This is a genomic window from Azonexus sp. (assembly GCF_049652925.1).
Taxonomy (GTDB): Bacteria; Pseudomonadota; Gammaproteobacteria; order Burkholderiales; family Rhodocyclaceae; genus Azonexus.
Genome location: NZ_JBASFI010000024.1, coordinates 101,679 through 120,386, shown reverse-complemented (window position 1 = coordinate 120,386; position 18,708 = coordinate 101,679). Strand labels below are relative to the sequence as shown.

16 protein-coding genes are annotated in these 18,708 nt (G+C 61.8%); 11 read left to right on the top strand and 5 right to left on the bottom strand.

The genetic code is table 11. The features are described from left to right. Positions 1-49 precede the first annotated feature (49 nt). From dnaK to WBK19_RS12855, 4 genes are all read left to right on the top strand, one after another. Positions 50-1,987, top strand: a complete 1,938-nt coding sequence (dnaK, locus tag WBK19_RS12870; protein ID WP_511290313.1) for a molecular chaperone DnaK — start codon at positions 50-52, stop codon at positions 1,985-1,987. Positions 1,988-2,071: 84 nt separating this feature from the next. Next, complete coding sequence (locus tag WBK19_RS12865; protein ID WP_511290311.1) at positions 2,072-3,217, top strand: hypothetical protein; 1,146 nt, start codon at positions 2,072-2,074, stop codon at positions 3,215-3,217. Between the two features lie 29 nt (positions 3,218-3,246). After that, positions 3,247-4,368, top strand: a complete 1,122-nt coding sequence (dnaJ, locus tag WBK19_RS12860; protein ID WP_511290309.1) for a molecular chaperone DnaJ — start codon at positions 3,247-3,249, stop codon at positions 4,366-4,368. Positions 4,369-4,649: 281 nt separating this feature from the next. Further along, positions 4,650-5,789 (top strand): ABC transporter substrate-binding protein, encoded by a 1,140-nt coding sequence (locus WBK19_RS12855; protein WP_511290307.1) that lies wholly within the window; start codon positions 4,650-4,652, stop codon positions 5,787-5,789. A 203-nt stretch (positions 5,790-5,992) separates the two neighbouring features. Here the strand turns inward: WBK19_RS12855 and cysS are convergent, their stop codons facing one another. Beyond that, on the bottom strand, positions 5,993-7,363 hold the full coding sequence (gene cysS / locus WBK19_RS12850; RefSeq protein WP_511290306.1) for a cysteine--tRNA ligase: 1,371 nt from the start codon (positions 7,361-7,363) through the stop codon (positions 5,993-5,995). A 105-nt stretch (positions 7,364-7,468) separates the two neighbouring features. Between cysS and WBK19_RS12845 the strand changes: the two genes are divergently transcribed. Genes WBK19_RS12845 through WBK19_RS12815 form a run of 7 tightly spaced genes read left to right on the top strand, consistent with a single transcriptional unit; the run spans position 7,469 to position 14,196 of the window. Continuing rightward, positions 7,469-8,614, top strand: coding sequence for a nuclear transport factor 2 family protein (locus tag WBK19_RS12845; protein ID WP_511290304.1), 1,146 nt, complete (start codon positions 7,469-7,471; stop codon positions 8,612-8,614). After that, positions 8,611-9,906, top strand: coding sequence for a L,D-transpeptidase family protein (locus tag WBK19_RS12840; RefSeq protein ID WP_511290302.1), 1,296 nt, complete (start codon positions 8,611-8,613; stop codon positions 9,904-9,906). The genes WBK19_RS12845 and WBK19_RS12840 overlap by 4 nt, the downstream gene beginning before the upstream one ends. After that, positions 9,906-10,478: a peptidylprolyl isomerase gene (locus WBK19_RS12835; RefSeq protein ID WP_511290300.1), complete on the top strand. Its 573-nt coding sequence runs from the start codon at positions 9,906-9,908 to the stop codon at positions 10,476-10,478. The genes WBK19_RS12840 and WBK19_RS12835 overlap by 1 nt, the downstream gene beginning before the upstream one ends. Positions 10,479-10,487: 9 nt before the next feature. Next, positions 10,488-10,985, top strand: a complete 498-nt coding sequence (locus WBK19_RS12830; RefSeq protein WP_511290298.1) for a peptidylprolyl isomerase — start codon at positions 10,488-10,490, stop codon at positions 10,983-10,985. After that, the gene (locus tag WBK19_RS12825; RefSeq protein WP_511290296.1) at positions 10,982-11,701 is read left to right on the top strand and encodes a UDP-2,3-diacylglucosamine diphosphatase; all 720 of its coding nucleotides are present in this window, start codon (positions 10,982-10,984) and stop codon (positions 11,699-11,701) included. The genes WBK19_RS12830 and WBK19_RS12825 overlap by 4 nt, the downstream gene beginning before the upstream one ends. A 34-nt stretch (positions 11,702-11,735) precedes the next feature. Then, entirely contained in the window at positions 11,736-13,559 is a 1,824-nt protein-coding gene (gene recQ, locus WBK19_RS12820) for a DNA helicase RecQ (RefSeq protein WP_511290294.1), read from the top strand. A 1-nt stretch (position 13,560) separates the two neighbouring features. After that, on the top strand, positions 13,561-14,196 hold the full coding sequence (locus WBK19_RS12815) for a DUF2238 domain-containing protein (RefSeq protein WP_511290292.1): 636 nt from the start codon (positions 13,561-13,563) through the stop codon (positions 14,194-14,196). Positions 14,197-14,229: 33 nt separating this feature from the next. On the opposite strand, the gene WBK19_RS12810 is transcribed toward WBK19_RS12815, so the two are convergent. The 4 genes from WBK19_RS12810 to WBK19_RS12795 all read right to left on the bottom strand — a co-directional run bounded on the left by WBK19_RS12810 (position 14,230) and on the right by WBK19_RS12795 (position 18,702). After that, on the bottom strand, positions 14,230-14,916 hold the full coding sequence (locus tag WBK19_RS12810) for a DUF3334 family protein (protein WP_511290290.1): 687 nt from the start codon (positions 14,914-14,916) through the stop codon (positions 14,230-14,232). A gap of 31 nt (positions 14,917-14,947) precedes the next feature. Continuing rightward, the gene (locus WBK19_RS12805) at positions 14,948-16,606 is read right to left on the bottom strand and encodes a fatty acid--CoA ligase (protein ID WP_511290288.1); all 1,659 of its coding nucleotides are present in this window, start codon (positions 16,604-16,606) and stop codon (positions 14,948-14,950) included. Between the two features lie 172 nt (positions 16,607-16,778). After that, positions 16,779-17,873 carry a tetratricopeptide repeat protein gene (locus WBK19_RS12800; protein WP_511290286.1) on the bottom strand — a complete coding sequence of 365 codons (1,095 nt, stop codon included), beginning with the start codon at positions 17,871-17,873 and terminating at the stop codon, positions 16,779-16,781. Between the two features lies 1 nt (position 17,874). Next, positions 17,875-18,702, bottom strand: a complete 828-nt coding sequence (locus WBK19_RS12795) for an ExeA family protein (protein ID WP_511290284.1) — start codon at positions 18,700-18,702, stop codon at positions 17,875-17,877. Positions 18,703-18,708 lie beyond the last annotated feature (6 nt).

The window sequence follows — 18,708 nt, the reverse complement described above, 5'->3', positions numbered from 1 at the left end:
AAAGCCCCCAACTCACGAACATCAGTCATTTATCTTTAAGGAATAAATCATGGGCAAGATCATCGGTATTGACCTCGGCACCACCAACAGCTGCGTCGCCATCATGGAAGGCGGCCAGCCGAAGGTTATCGAAAACGCAGAAGGCGCGCGCACCACGCCGTCCGTCATCGGCTACACCGAAGATGGCGAAATCCTGTGCGGCGCCCCGGCCAAGCGCCAGGCCGTGACCAACCCGAAGAACACGCTGTACGCCGTCAAACGCCTGATCGGCCGCCGCTTCGAAGAGAAGGAAGTGCAGAAGGACATCTCGCTGATGCCCTTCAAGATCGTCAAGGCCGACAACGGCGACGCCTGGGTTGAAGCGCGCGACAAGAAAATCGCCCCGCCGCAGGTTTCCGCCGAAGTGCTGCGCAAGATGAAGAAGACCGCCGAAGACTACCTCGGCGAAGAAGTCACCGAAGCCGTCATCACCGTGCCGGCCTACTTCAACGACAGCCAGCGCCAAGCGACCAAGGACGCCGGCCGCATCGCCGGTCTGGAAGTCAAGCGCATCATCAACGAGCCAACCGCTGCCGCCCTCGCCTTCGGCATGGACAAGACCAGCAAGAGCGACCGCAAGATCGCCGTGTATGACCTCGGCGGCGGCACGTTCGACATCTCGATCATCGAAATCGCCAATGTCGACGGCGAAACGCAGTTCGAAGTGCTGGCCACCAATGGCGACACCTTCCTCGGCGGCGAAGACTTCGACCAACGCCTGATCGACTACATCATCGACGAATTCAAGAAGGAATCCGGCGTCAACCTCAAGGCCGACGTGCTGGCCCTGCAGCGCCTGAAAGAAGCCGCTGAAAAGGCCAAGATCGAGCTGTCCTCCAGCCAGCAGACCGAAATCAACCTGCCCTACATCACCGCTGACGCTTCCGGCCCGAAGCACCTGGCGCTCAAGGTTACCCGCGCCAAGTTCGAATCGCTGGTCGATGAACTGGTCGAGCGTACCGTTGCCCCTTGCGTCATGGCATTGAAGGATGCTGGCTGCAAGATCAGCGACATCGACGACATCATCCTGGTCGGCGGCCAGTCGCGCATGCCGAAGGTGCAAGAGAAGGTCAAGGAAATCTTCGGCAAGGAACCGCGCAAGGACGTGAACCCGGACGAAGCTGTTGCTGTCGGCGCGGCCATTCAGGGCGGCGTGCTGCAGGGCGAAGTCAAGGACGTGCTGCTCCTTGACGTCACCCCGCTATCGCTCGGTATCGAAACCCTGGGCGGCATCATGACCAAGCTGATCCAGAAGAACACGACGATCCCGACCAAGGCTTCGCAAGTCTTCTCGACCGCCGACGACAGCCAGTCTGCCGTGACCATCCATGTGCTGCAGGGCGAGCGTGAAGTCGCTTCCGGCAACAAGAGCCTCGGCCAGTTCAACCTCGAAGGCATCCCGCCGGCTCCGCGTGGCACGCCGCAGATCGAAGTCATTTTCGACATCGACGCCAACGGCATCATGCACGTCACCGCCAAGGACAAGGCCACCGGCAAGGAAAACAAGATCACCATCAAGGCCAACTCCGGCTTGAGCGAGGCTGAAATCCAGGCCATGGTCAAGGACGCCGAGCTGCACGCCGAAGACGACAAGAAGGCGCACGAACTGGCCGATGCCCGCAACCAGGCCGACGGCATGGTGCACATGGTCAAGAAGTCGATGACCGAGTACGGCGACAAGCTCGATGCGTCTGAAAAGGCCGCCATCGAAGCCGCCATCAAGGATGTCGAGGACGTGATGCGCGACGGCGACAAGGAAACCATCACCGCCAAGACCGAAGCCCTGCAGGCGGCCGCTCAGAAACTGGGTGAAAAGATGTACGCCCAGCAACAGGCCGAAGGCGCTGCCGCCGGTGCGGCTGGCCAGCAGGCCGAAGCCGGTGAAAAGACCGTCGAAGGCGATGTCGTCGATGCCGAATTCACGGAAGTGAACAAGGACAAGAAGTAAGCCACAAGCAACCCCTTTCGCCCGGCAACGAAACGGGGGTGGTTCGCCATCCCCGTTGCCCGTTAACCTGCACCTGAAAACCGCATGCGCACCACGCTTCCCCTTCTCCTGGCACTGACTCTCGCCCCGGCCGGACACGCTCTGGCTGGCAAGGGCAGTTCCGATGCGACCGGCTTCACCGACGACATCGACGGTCGTTGCCAGGTCTGGGCGCCGTCCATGCTTGGCCAGCGCGACTATGCGCTGCGCTATCGCGGCGGCTGCAAGAATGGTCGCGCCGATGGCAAGGGCAAGGCTGAATGGCTCTACCGCTACGCCGAGATGAAGGTCAAGGCGACGTGGGAAGGCGATTTCCGCAACGGCGTCTTCCTCGATGGACAAAAGATCAAGGGCGCCGTCGAGCCGGTATCCGGCGACAAGTACGTCGTCGACATGGGCTCGGTCAGTGGCGCCGATGTGCTGTTCATCAGCCGCAGCCCGCAGGATGGCCCGATGGAACTGTGCAAGGTCGATCAGGTGGCGCTGGTGCTTGGCCCCAAAGTCGCGGCGGCCGATGACGAACAGGTCAGGCGCGTCATGAACGATGGCGCCAGGCTCTACCGCAACAGCTGCCCGAATGGTCGCAACCTGCGCGTTGGCGTCTTTACCGAACTGGTCAAGCCGCGCCCGAACGGCATGCTGCCCAACCCGATGGCCAATGCCCGCGTCGACGATGAAACCGGCAATCTGTCCGGCTACTCGAACGAGGCAGCGGCGAAGGCCAAACAGGAACAACAGCGGGCCGAATTCGCCCAGAAGCAGGAAGAAGTGCGCAAGCAGTTCAACGAGTTCAGCCGCAAGCAGGGCATCACTGCCTGGGTGACCGCCCAGCAGATCGAGGAAAACCCCTTCCGCTGGGAAGGCAAGACAGTTGGTCTGGTCGTTCGCCTTGATCGCATGCTGACCCGCGACACCGCATTGGTCCGTAGCGGCTTGCGCGACTGGGGCCCGCAGTTGCAGCTGACCGGTATCACGCCCGACTTCCCGGAAAGCCGGCGCAGCGTGCTGCTCGCCGCCAAGGTGGGCAAGCGCGAGCGACTGGCTGACAGCAACGAAAACAATGCCGTTACCGTTCCCACCCTGCACCACCTCGACAGCCGTGTCTGCGAGCGTGACGGGTGCGGCGACTGGTTCTCCTGGGCGCGTGGCGACCGGGAACTGGTCTGGGGCGAACCCTTTACAGCCCGCTAAACGATGCGCGACATCCAACGAAAGCGATCATGAGCAAACGCGATTTTTACGAAACCCTGGGCGTCAACCGCGACGCCTCCGATGAAGAAATCAAGAAGGCCTACCGCAAGCTGGCCATGAAGCATCACCCCGACCGCAACCCGGACAACCCGGCGGCCGAGGAGAAATTCAAGGAAGCCAAGGAAGCCTACGAAATCCTGTCTGACGCCCAGAAGCGTTCAGCCTACGACCAGTACGGCCATGCCGGGCTTGATCAGCAGGCTGGCATGGGCGGCGGCGGCGCCGGTTTTTCCGATGCTTTCGGCGGCATCTTCGACGAGATCTTCGGTGGTCGAGGCGGCGGTGGCGGCGGTCGTTCGAACATCTATCGCGGTGCCGACCTGCGCTACAACCTCGAAATCACGCTCGAACAGGCGGCGCACGGTACGGAAACCAAGATTCGCATTCCGACCATGGAAGTCTGCGAGCCGTGCAACGGCTCCGGCGCCAAGCCCGGCACCCAGCCGAAGACCTGCCCGACCTGCGGCGGCTCCGGTCAGGTGCGTTTGCAGCAAGGTTTCTTCTCGATCCAGCAAACCTGTCACAAGTGCCACGGCACCGGCCGCTTCATCGCCGAACCGTGCAAGCACTGCGATGGCGCTGGTCGCGTCAAGCAACACAAGACGCTGGCCGTCAAGATTCCGGCCGGGGTCGATGAAGGCGATCGTATCAGGCTATCCGGCGAAGGCGAGCATGGCGTCAATGGTGGCCCGCCGGGCGATCTCTACGTGCAGATTCATCTCAAACAGCACGCCGTGTTCACCCGTGATCACAACGACCTGCATTGCGAAATGCCGATTTCCTTCACCGCTGCCGCACTCGGCGGCGAAATCGAAATCCCGACACTGGACGGCGCCGCCGCCATCAAGATTCCGGCCGAAACCCAGTCCGGGCGGGTCTTCCGCCTGCGCGGCAAGGGCATCAAGGGGGTGCGCAGCCACACCCATGGCGACCTGATGTGCCACGTCGTCGTCGAAACGCCGGTCAACCTGACCGACCGCCAGAAGGAACTGCTGCGCGAACTGGAAGAATCCAGCCGCGACAACAGCGGCAAACACAATCCGCGCTCCAAGTCGTGGATGGACAAGGTCAAGGACTTTTTCGCTGAATGATTGCTTAACCTTGCAGTGCAGGCTAACTTGCCCAGCAAGTTAAGAGGCGCAGCCTCGGCCAAAGCTACAAGGTTAAGGACTTCTTCGCGGAATAACGCATGACTTTGCGCCACAGCCCTGGTGATCCCGAAATTTTGAGGGACTCCGGGGCTGTTTCATTTTTGGCCGTTTTTTCCGGTTGACCGTGGCATCGAACAAATTGCCGAAAGTCCGGCCAAGCCTGTTCCCGGTAATATCCCCGACTGTTAGAATCGATTGATCTATCAGGGGGAGAAAAAACAATGCGAGTCCTCAAACGACTGGCCGCCGTTGGTGCAATTGCCTTTTCCACGCTGTGCTGGGCCGAGCCCGGCGTCACCGACACGACGATCACGCTCGGCATGTCTGCCCCCTTGTCAGGTCCGAATGGCGCCTATGGACTGGACATGCGGCAGACCATCAGCGCCTATTTCGAGCAGGTCAACAAGGCCGGCGGCATCAACGGTCGCAAGCTTGAACTGATCGCCCTTGACGACGGTTACGAAACCGAGCGCACGGTCGCCAACACCAAGACGCTGATCAAGGAAAAAAATGTCTTCGCGCTGCTCGCCTATTACGGCTCCAGCCCGACGACCGAAACCATGAATACCGTCTTCGGCCCGGCCAAAGTGCCGCTGGTCGGCACCATTTCCGGCGCCGCCACCCTGCGCGAATCGCTAGCCACCAATCCGAATGCGCGCTACATGTTCAACGTCCGCGCCAGCTATGCCGACGAAGCCGAGGTCATCGTCAACCAGATGGTCTCGCTCGGCCTCAAGAATATCGCCGTCTTCTACCAGAACGACGGTTTCGGCAAATCCGGGCTGGATGGCGTCACCGCCGCCCTCAAAAAACATAACCTGGCTCCATCCTCCGTCGGCACCGTCGAGCGCAACTCGGTAGACGTTACCAAGGCCGTCGAAGCCATCGCCAAGACGACACCGCAAGCAGTGGTCATGGTCACCCTGTACAAGCCGACCGCCGCCTTCGTCAAAGCCATGAAAAAGCTTGGCCAGCACCCGATGCTGATGACCTTGTCGCCGGTTGGCGCCGAACTGCTCGTCCAGGAACTCGGCCCCGACTCCCGCGGCATCGGCGTTTCGCAGGTTGTTCCCTATCCGTGGAACGACGTCGTACCGGTCGTCCGCGACTATCACAAACTCTCCAGCAAGGGCGCCTATTCCTACTACGGGATGGAAGGCTACCTGATGGCGAGAACCATGATCGAAGGCCTCAAGCGGGCCGGCAAGGATCTCAGCCGCGAGAAACTGGTGAGTTCGCTGGAAAGCATGAACGGGGCTGATCTTGGCGGCTATCGCATCAACTACGGGCCGAACACCCGGCTCGGTTCGCGTTTTGTTGAACTGACGGTTATTGGGCAAGGCGGGAAGATTCTGAAGTAGCACCGGGTAACGCTGTTCAGCCAAGCCTCATTCTGGCCCAGGCAGAGCCCCATATTTTGTCGATATAGCGTCGATTGGCTTGGGGTTCCGCCTTGCTGGCGGTCTTACTTTCTTTTGACGAAGCAAAAGAAAGTAAGACGCCCCGCAAGGGCGTAACCCCATGCCAAATTGATCAACCGCCAACTCGGGAAAGGGCCTCGAAATCAGGCCCTCCGCCAGGTCGTCCCCTGCGGACTATCATCCAGCGCAATACCCGCCGCCTTCAATTCATCGCGAATACGATCCGACTCGGCGAAATTCTTTGCTTTCTTGGCCGCCGCCCGATCGGCGATCATCTGCTCGATAGCCGCCTCGTCGAGGCCGCCAGCCGCCCCACCACCCTGCAAATAAGCCATCGGCTCCCGCTCAAGCAAGCCGATCACCGCGCCCAGCGCCTTGAGCAGGCCGGACAGTTCGCCACTCTTCTGACGATTGGCCTCGGCGGCCAGTTCGAAGAGCACCGAAATGGCGCCATGCGAATCGAAATCCTCGTTCAGAGCAGCGGCAAAACGGGCCGCGAAATCATTTTTCCAATCGATCTCGACAGCCACCGCCGGCACGTCGCGCAGCGTGAAATACAGGCTGTCCAGACTGCGCTTGGCATCGTCGAGGTGGGCGTCCGAATAATTCAGCGGGCTGCGGTAATGGGCGCGCAGGATGAAGAAGCGGACGACTTCGGCATCAAATTGCTCGAGCACCGTGCGGATGGTGAAGAAATTGCCCAGAGACTTGGACATCTTCTCGTTGTCGACACGGACGAAACCGTTGTGCATCCAATAATTGACGAAGGAGCACTGATGCGCCCCTTCAGACTGGGCGATCTCGTTTTCGTGGTGCGGGAACTGCAAATCCTGCCCACCGCCGTGGATGTCGAAATGATTGCCGAGCAGCTTTGAGCTCATGGCCGAACATTCGATGTGCCAACCCGGACGACCTTCGCCCCACGGCGATTCCCAGGCCGGCTCACCGGGCTTGGCGTGTTTCCAGAGCACGAAATCGAGCGGATCCTGCTTGGCCGAATCGACCTCGACGCGCTCGCCGGCGCGCAGATCATCAAGCGACTTGCCGGACAGCTTGCCGTAGCCCTCGAACTTGCGTACCGCGTAATTCACGTCGCCATCGGTTGCCTGGTAAGCGAGGCCTTTGGCTTCGAGCTTGCCGATCAGATCGAGCATTTCCGGCACGTAGTCGGTCGCCCGCGGCTCGAAGTCAGGACGCTGAACGCCGAGCGCATCGGCATCCTCGTGCATGAAGGCGATGAAACGGTTGGTCAGTTGCTGGATCGTCTCGCCATTCTCGATGGCGCGCCTGATGATCTTGTCGTCAATGTCGGTGATGTTGCGGACGTAGGTGACGTCGTAGCCGCTCGCCTTGAGCCAGCGATAAACCATGTCGAAGACAACCATGACCCGGGCATGACCGAGGTGGCAATAGTCATAGACCGTCATGCCACAGACATACATGCGAACCTTGTTCGCTTCGATCGGGGTAAAAACCTGTTTTTCGCGCTTGAGTGAGTTGTATATCTTGAGCATGCGGGGAGTGAGACCGGGCTTGGCCGGCTTGCTAATCCCTATGGAATCACCGGCATTTTTGGTAGAATCGGAAGATTGTATAACCTCGAAAAGTATAGCATAGCGATGACCTCTATTTCCCTGCTCCAGCCCCGTTTTCAGAAGCTCAAGACGTTGCGTGCAATGGCGATTGGCCTGGCCATCGGCTTTGCCGTACCGGCGTTTGCCGACAACCTGCCGGAAGTCCAGCGCCTGATCAAGCAAGGCCAGTATCCGCAGGCTCTCGAAAAAGTCGATGCCTACCTGAGCAGCCGCCCCAAGGATGCCCAGGGTCGCTTCCTGAAAGGTCTGATCTATACCGAGATGAACAAGCCGGCCGACGCCATCAGCGTGTTCACCAAGCTTTCCGAGGATTACCCGGAACTGCCGGAACCCTATAACAACCTCGCCGTGCTCTACGCTCAGCAAAAGCAGTACGACAAGGCCCGCACGGCGCTCGAAATGGCAATAAGGACTCATCCGTCCTACGCCATCGCTTACGAAAACCTCGGCGACGTCTACGCCAAGCTGGCCAGCCAGGCCTACGACAAGGCGCTGCAGCTCGACAACTCCAATTCGACGACGCAGAACAAGCTGGCCCTGATCCGCGACCTGATCACCACCTCCGGCAAGGGCAACGTCAAGCCACAGGCGGCTACGGTTGCCGCCGCTCCGGTTGCTCCAGCCGCACCGGTCGCCGCCGTTGTCGCCAAGCCGGCCGTCGCCGCCGCGCCGAACGCAACCATCGTCGCCTCGACCCCGGGCGCGGCCTCCGCCTCACCAGCCAGCAAGCCGACAACGGTTGCCGCAGCGCCCGCTCCGGTCGCTACAGCACCGACGCCAGCTCCGGCCGCTGCACCGACCCCAGCCCCGGCGCCCGCCAAGGCCGTTGCCGGCAGCGACGATGTCGTCAAGGCCATGAACGCCTGGGCCGACGCCTGGTCGCGCAAGGACATGCGCGCCTACCTTGGCGCCTATGCGCATGAGTTCAACACGCCGAAGGGCATGAACCGCAAGGCCTGGGAACAGGAACGCGAACAGCGCATCGCCGGCAAGGGTGGCAAGATCTCGATTTCCTTCGATACGCCGCAAGTCACCATCAATGGCGACAAGGCCACCGCCAAGTTCCGCCAGCACTACAAGGCAACCGGTCTGAGCAGCTCGACGACCAAGACGCTGGTCTTCGTCCGGGCCGGTAGCAAGTGGCTGATCAAGGAAGAAAACGCACGGTGAAATTAGGCCGTAAATTAGTTCTGTCCGGACTGGCGGTCGCCCTGGCCGCCGGTGCGGCAGCCCGGCTTAAAGACCAGCCGGCGACTACCCCTGTCACCATCAACGAACTCTCTGCAATTGCCTTGGCGCGGACAACGCCCGATGCATCCAGCCAGAGTTCCACCCTGCCCCTTGTTGTTTCCGACTCCGGGCCGGAAGAAGCATTGACGCGTATTTTTGCCGAAATCGAAGGCAATCGCCTGAGCAATGCGCTGCAACTGACCGAAAACCTGCTGCGTCAGCACCCGAACTACCGGCTGGCCCACCTGATCAAGGGCGACCTGTTGCTGGCCCGCAAGCAGCCAATCAACACCTTTGGCGCCTTGACCGATGCACCGGCCGACAAGGTTGCCGACCTGCGCGCCGAAGCCATCGCCCGCCTCGCCGCCTATCGCGAAAAACCGCCGGCCGATTTCGTACCGCGCTACCTGCTTCAGATGCAGCCGGACCAACGTTTCGCCATCGTCGTCGACACCAAGCGCTCGCGCCTTTACCTCTACGAAAACGATCTAAAGAACGGTGGCCAGCCGCGCTTTGTCGCCGACTACTACGTCACCCAGGGCAAGCTGGGCGCGGAAAAGCTGGCCGAGGGCGACAAGAAGACTCCGGTTGGCGTTTATCACGTCACGGCCAATCTGCCCCGCCAGAAGCTGGCCGATCTCTACGGCAACGGCGCCTTTCCGCTCAATTACCCCAACGAATGGGACAAGCGGCAGGGTCGTGGCGGCAGCGGCATCTGGCTGCACGGCACGCCGTCCGACACTTTTGCCCGTCCGCCGCGCGCTTCCGATGGCTGCGTCGTGCTGACCAACCAGGATCTCGACGTCGTCGCCAAGAACCTGCAGGTTGGCCTGACGCCGGTGATCATCAGCAACTCGGTCGAATGGCTGTCGCTTGACGACTGGGCAAAAGAGCGCAGCGAGTTGAACAACTCGATCGACAGTTGGCGCGCCGACTGGGAAAGCCGCGATACCGAGCGCTACCTGACCCATTATTCGAAGCGTTTCAAGGCCGGCGAGCAGGATTTCGCCGAGTTTTCCGCCCAGAAAAAGCAGGTCAATGCCGGCAAGGAATGGATCAAGCTCAAGATCGACAATCTCTCCGTATTCCGCAACCCGGGCAAGGAAGAAGTCGTCGTCGTGACGTTTGATCAGGACTACCGCAGCAACAACCTCAACAACCAGATGAAGAAACGCCAGTACTGGCTGCGTGAAGGCGACCAGTGGAAAATCATTTACGAAGGAAGTGCCTGATGTTGAAAAAAGTCTCCGCCCTCGCCGCCGGCCTGCTCGTCTCGCTCGCCGTGTGGGCTGCCCCGACCGTCGAAATAACGACCAACCATGGCAAGATCACGCTTGAGCTGTTCCCCGAAAAAGCCCCGAAAACGGTCGAAATGTTCCTCTACAACGCCAAGCACGGCTTTTACGAGGCGACCATTTTCCACCGCGTCATCGATGGCTTCATGATCCAGGGCGGCGGCTTCAACCGGGCCATGGAAGAGAAAAAGACGCTGACCCCGGCCCTGCCCAACGAATCGACCAGCGGCCTGGCCAATGACCGTGGCACGATCGCCATGGCCCGGACGCCGGACCCGCATTCAGCCCGCGTCCAGTTCTTCATCAACCTCAAGAACAATGACGCACTGAACCACCGCACATCAGCCGACCCGCGCGGCTGGGGCTATGCCGTCTTCGGCAAGGTCACCCAGGGCATGGATGTCGTCGACAAGATTGCCAAGGTGCCGACCGGCAACGCTGGCTATTACGAAAACGTTCCGACGACTCCGGTTGTCATCCAGAACGTCAAAATCATCTCCGATAAATAAGGATCCCCAATGTCCAAAATCAAGCTCACCACCAACCACGGCGACATCACGCTCGAACTGAACGCCGAGAAGGCCCCGAAGACCGTTGCCAACTTCATCGCCTACGTTGAAGCCGGCCATTACAACGGCACCATTTTCCACCGCGTCATCAAGAACTTCATGATCCAGGGCGGCGGCATGGAGCCGGGCATGGGCCAGAAACCGTGCCAGGATCCTATCGAAAACGAGGCTGCCAATGGCCTCAAGAACAAGCGCGGCACGGTTGCCATGGCCCGTACCGGCGACCCGCACTCGGCCACCGCCCAGTTCTTCATCAACACCGTCGATAACGATTTCCTCGACTTCAAGTCGCCGTCCGGCCAGGGCTGGGGCTACTGCGTGTTCGGCGAAGTCGTCGAAGGACTCGATGTCGTCGACAAGATCCGCGCCGTCAAGACCGGCAACAAGGGTTTCCATCAGGACGTCCCGGCTGAAGATGTGATCATCGAGAAGGCCGAGATCGTTTGATCTTCTTCATCTCTGATCTGCACCTGTCGCCCCGGTCACCCGGGGCGACTCGTTTGTTCCTGAGCTTTCTGGCCGGCCGTGCCCGCCAGGCCGAGGCGCTGTACATCCTCGGCGACCTTTTTGAAGTCTGGGTCGGCGATGACATCGACGATCCCTACGCCGCGCAGATCACTGCCGCCCTGCGCGCTGCCAGCGATGCCGGACTGAAAATCTGCTTCATGCACGGCAACCGCGATTTCGCCATCGGCGAACAATTCACTGCGGCCGCCGGCATGGCGCTGCTGCCAGACCCCTATTTGCTGGTCCTGCCCGAGTGGTCCTTCGTGCTCTCGCACGGCGACGCCCTGTGCATCGACGACCATGCCTACATGGCCTATCGCGCCAAGGTGCGCGACCCGGAATGGCAGCGGAAGATGCGCGCCAAGCCGCGTTTCCTGCGCAGCCTGCTCGGCCGCTACATCCGCTGGCGCAGCGCCCGGCGCAAGCGCGACCACGCCTACGTTTACGCCGACCTCAACGGTCCGGCCACCGACGATTTCCTGCGCGAACACGGCTACGCCACCTTCATTCACGGCCACACGCACCGACCGGAAAAGCATGACCACATCGTCGATGGCATTCATGTCGAACGCTGGGTATTGTCCGACTGGCACGAAGAGCGTGCCGAAGCGCTGGTCTGGGATGGCGAACAGTTGAGCCGCGAAGCCATCCTGTGAGCATTTCAATTTTGACCAAAATTTCCGGTTGACCGTGGAAACCACCTCCGCCCTCGCCATTCTGCGCGACGTCTTCGGCTATCCCGCCTTCCGTGGCGCCCAGGCCGAAATCATCGACCACATCGGTCGCGGTGGCGATGCACTCGTGCTCATGCCGACCGGCGGCGGCAAGAGTCTGTGCTACCAGATTCCCGCCCTGCTCCGCCGGGGCTGCGCCATCGTCGTCTCGCCGCTCATCGCGCTCATGCAGGATCAGGTCGATGCCCTGACCCAGCTTGGCGTCAAGGCTGCCTGCCTGAATTCGACGCTCGACTGGCGCGAGGCGCAGGCAATCGAGCAGCAAATGTTCGCCGGCCAGATCGACCTCGTCTATATCGCGCCGGAACGCCTGTTGATCGACCGCACGCTGTCGATGATCGACGCCCTCTACGAAGCCGGCAAGCTCGCCCTGTTCGCCATCGACGAGGCGCACTGCGTCTCGCAATGGGGCCACGATTTCCGCCCGGAATACCTGCAGCTATCGACGCTGCACGAACGCTATCCGAACGTCCCGCGCATCGCGCTGACCGCCACGGCCGACAAGGCGACGCAGAACGAAATGCTGGTCCGCCTCGGTCTGACCGAAGCGCGCGTTTTCCTGTCCAGCTTCGACCGCCCGAATATCCGCTACACCGTCGTCGAAAAGGACAACGCCAAGAAACAACTGCTCGGCTTCCTGACCGGACGCAAGGGTCAGGCCGGCATCGTTTATTGCCTGTCGCGCAAGAAGGTCGAGGAAACGGCCGAATGGCTGTCAGCCCAAGGCTACCCGGCGCTGCCTTACCACGCCGGCCTGCCCGCCCCGACGCGCGCCGCCAACCAGCGCCGTTTCCTGCGCGAGGAAGGGCTGATCATGTGCGCGACGATCGCCTTCGGCATGGGCATCGACAAGCCGGACGTCCGCTTCGTCGCCCACCTCGATCTGCCGAAAAGCATCGAAGCCTATTATCAGGAAACCGGCCGCGCCGGCCGCGATGGCGAACCGGCCGAAGCGTGGATGGCCTACGGCATGCAGGACGTCGCGCTGCAGCATGCGCGCATCGCCGAATCGGGCGCCGGCGAAGGCCAGAAAATCCTCGAATCGCAGCGCCTGACCGCCCTGCTCTCCTACTGCGAAGCGCCGCGCTGCCGGCGCCAGGTGTTGCTCAATTATTTCGCCGAAGAGCGCGAGCCCTGCGGCAATTGCGACGTCTGCATCGAGCCGCCGGAACTGTGGGACGGCACGCTGGCAGCGCAAAAGGCGCTGTCGGCCATCTTCCGCACCGGCATGCGCTTCGGTGTCACGCATTTGACTGATGTGCTGCGCGGCAAGGCGACCGACAAGATCAAGCAGTGGCATCACGACCAGCTGCCGACCTTCGGCGTCGGCGCCGATCTCGACGACCATGGCTGGAAGAGCGTCTTCCGCCAGTTGGCCGCAGCAGGTTTGGTGCACGTCGACATGGCCGAACACGGCGCGTTGCAACTGACCGACAACGCCCGTGAGGTACTCAAGGGCCAGCGTCAGGTGCAACTGCGCCGGCCGGCCAAGCGCAAGGCAACCTCATCGTCGTCTTCGCGGAGCAGCAGCACGGTCGTTCATAGCGAACTGTCGTCGGCCGACGAGGTGCTCTTCCAGTTGCTGCGCGGCTGGCGCAGCGATACGGCGAAGGAACAGGCGGTGCCCGCCTACGTTATTTTGCACGACAAGACGCTGCGCGAACTGGCCGAAGTCCGTCCGACCAGCCACGGCATGTTGGCCGGCATCACCGGCATGGGCAGCGCCAAGATCGAGCATTACGGCGCCGAATTGCTCGACCTGATCCGCAACGAGGGCTGACATGGACAGCCGGAACGCACTGAACGCCACGCTGGCTGGCATCGTCATCGCGGCACTGGTCGTTTCCGGCATCGCTCCCTTCGATCGGGCGACCTGGGTCATGGAAGTGGCGCCGGTCCTGATTGCCCTGCCGCTGATGATCGCCACGCGCCAAAGCTACCCGCTGACGACGCTGCTCACGGTGCTCATCGCCATCCACGCGCTGGTGCTGATCGGTGGCGGCGCCTACACCTACGCCCGCGTGCCGCTCGGTTTCTGGCTGCAGGACCTGCTCGGCACGGTGCGCAACCCCTACGACAAGATCGGCCATTTGCTGCAGGGCTTCGTGCCGGCCATGGTGGCGCGTGAAGTCCTGATCCGTGGCGGTTACGTCGTCGGACGCCGGATGACCGGCTTCCTGTGCATCTGCATCGCCATGGCGATCAGCGCCAGCTACGAGCTGCTCGAATGGGCCGCGGCGCTGGCCATGGGCCAGGGCGCCGACGAATTCCTCGGCACCCAGGGCGACCAGTGGGATACGCAATCGGACATGTTCATGGCGCTGATTGGTTCGAGCACGGCGATGGTCCTGCTTTCCGGCTGGCATGACCGGCAGCTGAAACGCCTGATTTCAAAACAAGGTGTTTTTTCCGGTTGACCGTGGAAACCCGCGGCCAAGCATCGCCAGCAACTACATCCCGAGCGATTTGAGGAAGTCGGCCTGATCGCTGGCCTCAGTGCTCGTCTGCGGCACGGCGGCGGGGCTCGCTGCATTGGCCTGCTCGATCAGCGCATCCGGATCGAACTCCTCGCTCTCGAAGTCGTTGAGCTTGATGAATTCGGTGCGGTCAATGGCCAGTTCGAGATAAAAGATGTTGTTGCGACCCGTGAAGAAGGTGACGCGACGGGCTTCCGGCTTGTCGAGATTGGTATCGACGCTGAGCATGACCTGCTTGGTCAGGGCCAGCATCTTCGGCTGGTTCTGGGTAATGTGCGTTTGCAGTTCGCGCGCCACCTTGCCGGTAAAATCGCCGACGATCTGGTTCATCAGTTCGCCCATGACGTTCGCCACCTCGTCCGAGGTATGCGAGCTGGCCAGTTCGTCCTTGGCCATGCCCATGCTCAGCATGTAGCTCTCGTACAGTTCCATTGCCGCCGCGGCCGAGAAATTGGTGACCACCAGCCCGGAAAAGCCGCCATCGAACAAAACAAAGCAGCCAATGTCCGGCTTCAGACAGGTCTTGGTGATGCGCTGGACCATGCCGGAATAGTGGATCTGGCTCTGGGTGGCGATGGTCAGCACCTTGGTCATCGAATTGCACAGGCTGCGCAGGATGTCTTCGGTTCCGTAAACGACAGGACTTTCGTGGTGGCTCATGGTTGTTGGTGTTCCGGGCTAATGAGAGGGTTTATAACACGAGCGCCGCTGGATCGGCTCGCATCAGGCGCTTGTTCATCTTGCCGACACTGGTCTTGACCAAGGTCTTGACGAAACTGACCTGAAGCAGGACGCCGTAACGCGAAATCCCGGCGGCCTCGATGGCATGGGCAGCGTAGTTGCGCAGCGCGTGCTCGGTGACCTGGCCGACGAATTCCGGCTTGAGCAGGACCAGCGCCAGCGGCCGTTCGCCCCATTTGTCGTCAGGCACGCCGATGACGGCCACCTCATGCACCGCCTCGTGCTTGGCGATGATGTCTTCGAGTTGCAGCGAGGAAGTCCATTCGCCGCCGGTCTTGATGACATCCTTGATGCGGTCAGTGACCTTGAGGTAGCCGGCCGGGTTGATGTTGCCGATGTCGGCCGTGTGCAGGTAACCGCCGGCCCACAAACCTTCGGAAGCCTCCGGCGCGCCGACGTAGCCCTGGGTCAGCCACGGGGCGCGGACGACAACCTCGCCGGTTGCCTTGCCATCGTGCGCCACGTCGGCCATCTCCGGATCGACGATGCGCAAATCGACGAGCGGCAACGGCCGGCCGGTCTTGGCGCGGATCACCGCCTGCTCCTCGAGCGACAGCTTGAGGTCGGCGCTGTCGAGATGCGCCAGGCTGAGCACCGGGCAGGTTTCCGACATGCCGTAGCCGGTGAATAAGTCCATGCCGCGCTTCTGGGCCGAAATAGCCATGGCTTCCGGCATTGCCGCGCCGCCGATGAGGATTTTGAGGCCGCTGAAATCGGTGGTCTTGGCCGCCGGATGGCTCAGGATCATGTGCAGAATGGTCGGCACGCAATGCGAAAAACTGACGCCCTCCTCGGCGATCAGCCGGCAGATCACATCGGGCTGGTAGCGCCCGGGATAAACCTGTTTGACGCCCAGCATCGTCGCCAGATACGGGAAGCCCCAGGCGTGGACGTGGAACATCGGCGTCATCGGCATGTACACGTCTTCGCGGTGAATATGCCCCTGCGCATTGGCCCCGCCGAGCGCGGCGGCGCAACCCAGCGTGTGCAGCACCAGCTGGCGATGGCTGAAGTAGACGCCCTTCGGATTGCCCGTCGTGCCGGTCGTGTAGAAAGTCGTCGCCTGGGCGTTTTCGTCGAAATCGGGGAAGTTGTAAGCCGGCGAAGCGTCGGCGAGTAGCGCCTCGTATTCGGCGGCCATCGCTACCGGTGCGACGGGCATGGCGGCCTCGTCGGAGAACAGCACGAAGGTCTTCACCGTTTCAAGCTCGCCGGCGATCTGCGCCAGAATCGGGAAGAACTCGCTATTCACCAGCAGCACATCAGCCCGGGCGTGGTTCAGCGTGTACAGGATCTGCTCCGGACTCAGGCGGACATTCACCGTCTGCAGGATCGCCCCCATCATCGGCACGGCAAAGAAACATTCCAGATAACGATGGCTGTCCCAGTCCATCATCGCCACCGTCTGCCCGGCCTCGACGCCCAGCCCGGCCAGACCGCTGGCCAGTCGGCCGATGCGCTCGTTCAACGTGCGGTAGTTGTAGCGTCGTTTGCCCTGGTAAGTGATTTCCTGATCCGGCGCGACGGCCAGCGGGGTCAGCAACAACTGCTTGATGAGCAGCGGATATTGATAAGCCGACGCTGTGGACTGGACGAGTTTGACTGGCATGTTGCCTCCCTGGTCTGTTATTGTTTTCTGGCAGTCAGACGCCGCCAATGGCGATAATTTTACTCGCCATATGGTTTTGCCCCCATAGGTTGCGGCATCCCACGGTCAACCGGAAAAAAGGGCAAAAATCGAAATCGCTGCACCAGGCCGAAACCCGACGATCCGTCGATACTCAGCGCAAGTGCTGTTCAGCGACGGCCGACAACTCGACTGACAGCGTCGCCGTCGCAATACTGCGGCGCATGGCGTCCTTGGCCTCGGCGAGACGACCATCGGCCTCCAGGGCGAGACCCAGGCCAAGCCACCAGCGGCCTTCATTGGGCGCCAGACGGGTCGCCCGCTGGTAATGCGTTACAGCCAGGCGATTGGCGCCCAGGCGGGATTTGACGTGCCCCTGAAAGCCGGCATAGTCGGCGCTGGCCTCGGCATAAACCTGCGATTTGGCCAGCGTGCGATCAGCCGCCGCAACGTCGTGCTGCTCAAGTTGCAGGCGGGCCAGTGACATCGCCCAACCGATCTGCGCCGGCTGGAGTTCGAGACCGTCCTGCAGGACCGTCATCGCCTCCTCGATCTTGCGCATTTCGAGCAACTGGCGCAGCAACATCTGGCGCACCTGGACATAGGCCGGGTCCTGCTTGAGGGCGGCTTTCAGACCTTCTACAGCCTCGGCGCTGCGCCCTGCAGCCAGGGCATTTTCGGCTCTGCGATATTCGGCATCGGCGCGATCGCGCGGCGTCGCCAGAACGGGACTTTTCTCGATCCTGACCGGTCCGACATGGGCCGCCGGCGAAGCGGGAACAGGTGTCGAAGCCGGCGCCGGTGCAGTCACCACTTCGGCTTTGGCCAACGGGACTGGCGCCACCGGGACAATGGGATCAGGCACGGCCAGCACCGGCTCAGCCGGCAGGGGGAGTATGGCCAGATTCGATGCCAGACGCAGATCGCTTTCCGGAACGGGCGCCTCATCGACCGCCGGGCTGGCCGCCACGGTCGGCGCCAGCACCGGAGGTGGCGGAGGGGCAACGGCCGGCACCGACGCTACAGGCGGGGCCGTCTCGAGACCAAGCAAGGGCAGCAATTGCCCGTTGGCGTGCAGCATGGCTGCGCCGAAGACCGGCACACCGATCAGCAGCAAGGGTTTCAGCCAGCGTCCGGCACCGGCTGTGGCAGCCGGCAGCGAGCGGATTTCGCGTTGCAGGTTTTGCCGGGCCGGATCATCGGGGCGCTTGGCCTCGATGTTGCGCAGCATGTCGTTGATCAGGCTCATCTCACCACCATCCGGCCGCAGCCGCACCTTCGGTATCGGCCGCCGCCCGACGAACGTGGGTTGGGCGCACGGCATGTTTTCCCTCGCCGAAAACGGCGAGCAGCGATTTGTGGGCCAGGATGTTAAGCAGGCGCGGCGTGCCCCGGCTGGCCTTGTGCAGGCAGCGCACGGCGCCCGAGCCGAAAACGTCCTCGCCACGGTAACCGGCGACGCGCAGGCGATGCGCCAGATAATTGGCGACCTCTTCACGCGCCAGCCCGCCAATCCGGTAGTGGAAGGCGATGCGCTGCAGCAACTGGCGAACCGACGGCTCGGCCAGCTTGCGATCCAGCTCCGGCTGGCCGAAAAGAACAATCTGCAGCAACTTGCGTTTCTCGGTTTCCAGATTCGACAGCAGGCGCAGCGATTCGAGCGTTTCGAGTGGCATGGCCTGCGCCTCGTCGATGCAGACGACGACCTGACGATCCGCCGCCGCGTGTTCAAGCAGCGCCCGATTGACGCTTTGCAGCAGGTGATAGTCGTCGCTGTCGGCGCTTACGGCCAGGCCGAGTTCCTCAGCCAGCGCCAGCTGCAGGGTGCGCGGCGCGAGGTAGGGATTGGGCAGGTAGGCCGACACGCTGCCTTCCGGCAGGGCCTGCAGCAGGCGGCGGCAGAGCAGGGTCTTGCCGGTGCCGACTTCGCCAGTGATCTTGATGAATCCCTCGCCGCTATTGAGCGCGACGAGCAGCGTATTGAGCGCCTCCTGATGGCTGCGCGTGATAACCGTGTAACTGGTGTCCGGTGTGATACCGAAGGGCAGTTCGCTCAGGCCGAAATGGTCGAGATACAAGGCTGC

Excerpts from the sequence above, each read along its gene's own strand:
- dnaK (WP_511290313.1), top strand. The coding sequence starts at position 50 with ATGGGCAAGATCATCGGTATTGACCTCGGCACCACCAACAGCTGCGTC.
- WBK19_RS12865 (WP_511290311.1), top strand. The coding sequence starts at position 2,072 with ATGCGCACCACGCTTCCCCTTCTCCTGGCACTGACTCTCGCCCCGGCC.
- dnaJ (WP_511290309.1), top strand. The coding sequence starts at position 3,247 with ATGAGCAAACGCGATTTTTACGAAACCCTGGGCGTCAACCGCGACGCC.
- WBK19_RS12855 (WP_511290307.1), top strand. The coding sequence starts at position 4,650 with ATGCGAGTCCTCAAACGACTGGCCGCCGTTGGTGCAATTGCCTTTTCC.
- cysS (WP_511290306.1), bottom strand. The coding sequence starts at position 7,363 with ATGCTCAAGATATACAACTCACTCAAGCGCGAAAAACAGGTTTTTACC.
- WBK19_RS12845 (WP_511290304.1), top strand. The coding sequence starts at position 7,469 with ATGACCTCTATTTCCCTGCTCCAGCCCCGTTTTCAGAAGCTCAAGACG.
- WBK19_RS12835 (WP_511290300.1), top strand. The coding sequence starts at position 9,906 with ATGTTGAAAAAAGTCTCCGCCCTCGCCGCCGGCCTGCTCGTCTCGCTC.
- WBK19_RS12830 (WP_511290298.1), top strand. The coding sequence starts at position 10,488 with ATGTCCAAAATCAAGCTCACCACCAACCACGGCGACATCACGCTCGAA.
- WBK19_RS12815 (WP_511290292.1), top strand. The coding sequence starts at position 13,561 with ATGGACAGCCGGAACGCACTGAACGCCACGCTGGCTGGCATCGTCATC.
- WBK19_RS12810 (WP_511290290.1), bottom strand. The coding sequence starts at position 14,916 with ATGAGCCACCACGAAAGTCCTGTCGTTTACGGAACCGAAGACATCCTG.
- WBK19_RS12805 (WP_511290288.1), bottom strand. The coding sequence starts at position 16,606 with ATGCCAGTCAAACTCGTCCAGTCCACAGCGTCGGCTTATCAATATCCG.
- WBK19_RS12800 (WP_511290286.1), bottom strand. The coding sequence starts at position 17,873 with ATGAGCCTGATCAACGACATGCTGCGCAACATCGAGGCCAAGCGCCCC.